Consider the following 4,582-nt stretch of genomic DNA (forward strand, 5'->3'; position numbering starts at 1 on the left):
GTCGGGGCCACTGCCCAGGATCGGCGCGAGCTGACGCATCTGGGAGGCGAGCCCCGGGGCCTGGGCGTCCACCAGCCGCGCCGCCTGGGTGTTCCACAGGTCGGTCTCCGCCTCCAGCCCGGCGAGGCCGTTGCGCATGAGGTCTTCCAGCCAGAGGGACAGGCCCTCCAGGCCTCGCTGGACGCGGGTATGGCGCTCGGTGGTGCGCTTCGCCTTGGCCTCCGGGTCGGCGGGGGCGGCGCCCTCGGCACCCGCGGCCTGGCGCTTCGCCTTGCGCTCGACGGTGGCGGACCGCCTGGTGAGCCACTCCGCCACCCATTCAGGCGGCGTGCCCGAGGGGAGCCGATCCCCCGCGACGAGCAGCAGGAGCCCGACGGCGTGCTTGCAGGGGAACTTGCGGCTGGGACAGGTGCACTTCGTGGCGAGGTCGGAGAGGTCGACGCGTACCTGGTACAGGGCGCTGCCCTTGCACTCGCCCCAGGCCGCGCGCTCGTCCCGGCCGAGCCCCTGCCAGGAGCGCTCGGTAGCCAGCTTCTGGCCGGCGGAGGCCGAGGCGGGGTCCGGTGCCAGGGCGAGGGCCTGCTCTGTGGTCAGGGGCGCGGCGGACATGGGAATGGAGGCGGGGGAGTCTAGTGCAACGCCGACCCAGCGTGCATGCTCTCGGCATGTCCTCGTACCGACCTGACAGACGCGGCGTTCTCAAGGCCGCGCTCGGCGTCGCCACGACCTTGCCATTCCTGGGTTGCCGCGATTCGGCCCGCGCCGCGCGCCCGACCCAGGAGGGAACCTCCACCATGACCCTCACCTCCTCCGAGCCGCGCATGCCGGTGCTCTTCATCGGGCACGGCTCTCCGATGAACGCGATCGAGGACAACACCTGGACCCAGGGCTTCCGCTCGCTCGCCGCGCAGTTGCCGAAGCCCAAGGCCATCCTCTCTGTCTCCGCTCACTGGTTCCTTCCCGGTACCTTCCTCACCGGGAACGAGCACCCGCCCACCATCCACGACTTCGGCGGCTTCCCTCGCGAGCTGTACCAGATGCGGTACCCCGCCTCCGGCAGCGCCGAGCTCGCGCAGCGCGTGGTGAAGCTCCTCGGGGCCTCTCGCGCTTCGGTCCAGCTCGACTGGGGCCTGGACCACGGCACCTGGACCGTGCTCCACCACCTGCGTCCCGCGGCGGATGTCCCGGTCGTGCAGCTCAGCATCGACGCGCGGCTCGCGCCCTCCGAACACCTCGCGCTGGGCCGCGCGCTCGCCGGGCTCCGAGATGAAGGCATCCTGGTGATGGGCAGCGGCAACGTGACGCACAACCTGCGCCACGCCTTCACGAGCATGCGGTCGGGCGACCTCACCACCCCGAAGTGGGCCGAGAGCTTCGATGCGGACGTGGCGAAGGCGTTCGAGCAGCACGACGGCGCGTTCCTGGCTCGCCTCATCGAGACCGACGCGGGGCGGATGTCCCACCCGAGCATCGACCACTTCCTCCCGATGCTCTACGTCGCCGGCGCCGCCAGCGACCGCGATCCGGTGCGTTTCCCGGTGAGCGGCTTCGATCTCGGCTCGTTGTCGATGCGCTCCGTGCTCCTCGGCTGAGGCCGGGTCGAGCCCTCTCGGCTCAGCCCGCGTTGGAAGGGGCCGAGGTTCGGCTCTCACCCCGTCGGCTGGCCGGGGCCGAGTGCCCGGGCCTGCTTGCGCCGCTGAAGCTCACGGCTGATGAACCGGACCTCGCGCCCGCCCTGGCCCGCGATGGCGCTGTTCTCCTGCGCGCGGCGGATGAGGTACGGCAGCACCGCCTTCACCGGACCGTAGGGCAGGTACTTGGCGACGTTGTAGCCAGCCTTCGCCAGGTTGAACGAGATGTTGTCGCTCATCCCGTACAGCTGGCTGAAGAAGACGCGCGGATCATTCGGGGCGATGCCGCGCCGGGCCAGCTCCTGAACCAGGAATTGGCAGCTCGCCTCGTTGTGCGTGCCCGCGCAGAGCGCCATCCGGTCGAGGTGCTCCAGGCAGAACCCCACGGCGCGGTCGTAGTCGGCGTCGGTGGCGGCCTTGTCCGGCTGGATCGGATCCGGATAGCCGAGCTCCTTCGCACGCAGCCGCTCCTTCTCCATGTACGCGCCGCGCACCAGCTTGGCCCCGAGGAAGTACCCCTTGGCGTTCGCCCGCTCCAGCGCCGCGCGCAGGTTGCCCAGGCTCGCCGTCCGGTACATCTGGTACGTGTTGTAGACGAGCGGCCGCTCCCGGTTGAAGCGGGCCATCATCTCCTCGCCCAGCCCGTCGATGACGTCCTGGATCCACGTCTCCTCGCCGTCGAGGAAGATCCGCACTCCCCGCTCGTGGGCGCGCTGGCAGATGCGCAGCACGCGCTCGCGCACCCGGTCCCACTCGGCCTGCTCGTCGGCGCTGAGCGCCTCGCTCGCACCGAGCTTCTCCAGCAGGCCGAAGCGCGCCACGCCCGTCACCTTGAAGACGCTGAAGGGGATGTGCGGGTGGCTCGCCGCCCACTCGATGGTGGCGATCGTCTCGCGCGCGGTGGCCTCGAAGCTCTCCTCGGACTTCTCCCCCTCCACGCTGTAGTCGAGGATGGACTGGACCCCGAAACGTCCGAGCGCCTCGACGGCCGCATCGCACTCCTGGATGCTCTCGCCTCCGCAGAACTGCTCGAAGACGGTGTGCCGCACGACCAGCCGGAGTCCCGGCATCCCGATGCGCACCAGCCAGGCGGACAGGGGAATGCCGAAGCGGACCAGCCAGGGCTGGCTCAGCGAGGAGAAGAGCAGGTGCGCCTTGCGCATCTGCGCATCGCCCTTGGTGGCGAAGGCAATGGCCGTGTCGTCGAACGAGACCACCGGCGGAGGCCCCGCGGGGTGGTCAGGGGAGGAGGGGGCGAGGGCGGGCATCGCCTCTCGGGCTACATGGTTTTGGCGGCCGCATCAAGCCGGGGTGGGGTGCCCCGTCCAGGTCTGCTTTCAGCGCCGGACGCACCGAGCATGGAAGGAGAGGAAGCAGCCGGCCCGCCCGAGGCGCGGAGGCCCACCGTTTCCTACATCGCGACAGGTGGGGACGGCACGATTTCGGTGTCCCAACGACCAGACTGGCGGGCTCGTGTCGTATGTGGAGAAAAGGTGGAGGGGAGCGTCGTGCTGCCAGGAAGTGACCGTGCCGTGCTGCAGGCATTCCGCGAGGGCGAGCGCGCCACGCTCACGCGCGTGTACCGGGCCTACTCCCCGGAGGTGGTCCGCTACCTCGCGCGGCGCTTCTCGGTGCGCTCCGGCATGGGGGTGGACTCCGTGGCCCTGGGGGCCTTGGATCTCGACGCGGCGCATCAGGAGACATTCGTCCGCGCCTTCCGGCCCGCCATGCGCCAGGCCTATGACGGGGTGCGGCCCTACCTCGGCTTCCTGCTGACCATCGCCCGCTCCACGGCCGTGGACCTGCTGCGTGCCTCGGGCCGGGTCGCCCGCGAGGCCGTGCCGCTGGACGAGTCCTCGGGGGCGACCCAGGTGCCCACGGGGGGCCCGGACCCCGAGGAGCAGGCGCTGGAGTCCGAGGTGCGTGTCCTGGTGCGTCAATTCCTCGACGGGCTGCCCGAGGAGGGGCGGGCGCTCGCGCGGCTGCGCTTCCTGGAGGGGCTCTCGCAGGAGGTGGCCGCCGTGCAACTCCAGCTCACCCGGGGGGAGGTGCGGGTGCGCGAGCGCCACCTGCGGACGCGGTTCACCGAGCACCTGCGGGCCCGGGGCTGGCTGGACGTCCTGGTCTTCCTCGCGCTGTGTGGAATGGGGAGAGGCATATGAGGTGGTTCGACGGTCACGTGGATGGCCTGCTGTCACGCTGGGGCGAGGGAACGCTGTCCCCGCGCCAGTCCGCCCGGCTGCTGCGGCATGCCCACGCCTGCGGTCGGTGCGGCGCCCGGTACGAGCGGGTGGTACGGGCCCGTCGCATGCTGGAGCGAGGCGACCTCCACACGCCCACCGAGACGGAGGAGGCGGTACTGGCGGACGCGGGATTGGAGGCGGCCCTGGCGGCGGCGGCGGTCCCCGGGGCGGAGCGTGCGCGCTGGCCCTCGCTGGCCCTGGCCGGTGGAATGCTGGCCGCGCTGTGCCTCGCGGCGCTGGTGCTCGTCCGCCCTGGTGACGTCGGGGAGGAGTGGCAGTCCCGGGGCGTGGAGCGTCCCTCCGGCGCCGTGCTGCGCGTGTTCTGCGCCGTGCGGCAGCAGCCCCTGCGCGAGTTGAAGCGGGCCGAGGAGGCGTGTCCCCCGGGCGCGATGCTGGCCTTCGCCGTGGGGGCCGAAGCGCCGCTCCTCCAGGTCGCGGTGGCGGTGCGGGGTGAGGGGTTCCAGGCCACCGAGGGCCCCTTCGTCATCTCCGGCCGCCCCGGGGCGGAGCAGCCGTTGGAGACGACCGTGCTTCTGCGCATGCCCTCGGGGCAGGCGGAGGTCATCGCCGCGTTCGCGGACTCGCCCGGGGCCGCGCTGGGCGCCCTGCGGGGGGATGTCACTCCGGGTGCGGTGGTGCTCCGCGTGCCCGTTCGGGTAGAGGAAGCCCCATGAGTCTCCGCCATCCGGGCACGGTGCTCGCGCTCGC

5 protein-coding genes are annotated in these 4,582 nt (G+C 71.8%); 3 read left to right on the forward strand and 2 right to left on the reverse strand.

Annotated elements, in window-relative coordinates:
- A partial coding sequence (locus VF794_RS21440) for an SWIM zinc finger family protein (RefSeq protein WP_331113281.1) occupies window positions 1–609 on the reverse strand: 609 nt, incomplete at its 3' end.
- Window positions 610–794: 185 nt separating this feature from the next.
- Here VF794_RS21440 and ygiD point away from each other — a divergent pair.
- Window positions 795–1,592, forward strand: coding sequence for a 4,5-DOPA dioxygenase extradiol (ygiD, locus tag VF794_RS21445; RefSeq protein WP_331113283.1), 798 nt, complete (start codon window positions 795–797; stop codon window positions 1,590–1,592).
- Window positions 1,593–1,648: 56 nt separating this feature from the next.
- Here ygiD and VF794_RS21450 read toward each other — a convergent pair whose 3' ends face one another.
- Window positions 1,649–2,899, reverse strand: a complete 1,251-nt coding sequence (locus VF794_RS21450; RefSeq protein ID WP_331113285.1) for a proline dehydrogenase family protein — start codon at window positions 2,897–2,899, stop codon at window positions 1,649–1,651.
- A gap of 264 nt (window positions 2,900–3,163) precedes the next feature.
- Between VF794_RS21450 and VF794_RS21455 the strand changes: the two genes are divergently transcribed.
- A complete protein-coding gene (locus VF794_RS21455; protein ID WP_331113287.1) occupies window positions 3,164–3,793 on the forward strand; it encodes a sigma-70 family RNA polymerase sigma factor in 630 nt (209 codons plus the stop codon).
- Window positions 3,790–4,548 (forward strand): hypothetical protein, encoded by a 759-nt coding sequence (locus tag VF794_RS21460; protein WP_331113289.1) that lies wholly within the window; start codon window positions 3,790–3,792, stop codon window positions 4,546–4,548. Before VF794_RS21455 ends, VF794_RS21460 begins: the two co-directional genes overlap by 4 nt.
- Window positions 4,549–4,582: the final 34 nt, after the last annotated feature.

The organism is Archangium sp. (genome assembly GCF_036389735.1).
GTDB lineage: Bacteria > Myxococcota > Myxococcia > Myxococcales > Myxococcaceae > Archangium.

What these genes read in the sequence shown, in the direction of transcription:
- ygiD (WP_331113283.1), top strand. Translation starts at nt 795, where the DNA reads ATGACCCTCACCTCCTCCGAGCCGCGCATGCCGGTGCTCTTCATCGGG.
- VF794_RS21450 (WP_331113285.1), bottom strand. Translation starts at nt 2,899, where the DNA reads ATGCCCGCCCTCGCCCCCTCCTCCCCTGACCACCCCGCGGGGCCTCCG.
- VF794_RS21460 (WP_331113289.1), top strand. Translation starts at nt 3,790, where the DNA reads ATGAGGTGGTTCGACGGTCACGTGGATGGCCTGCTGTCACGCTGGGGC.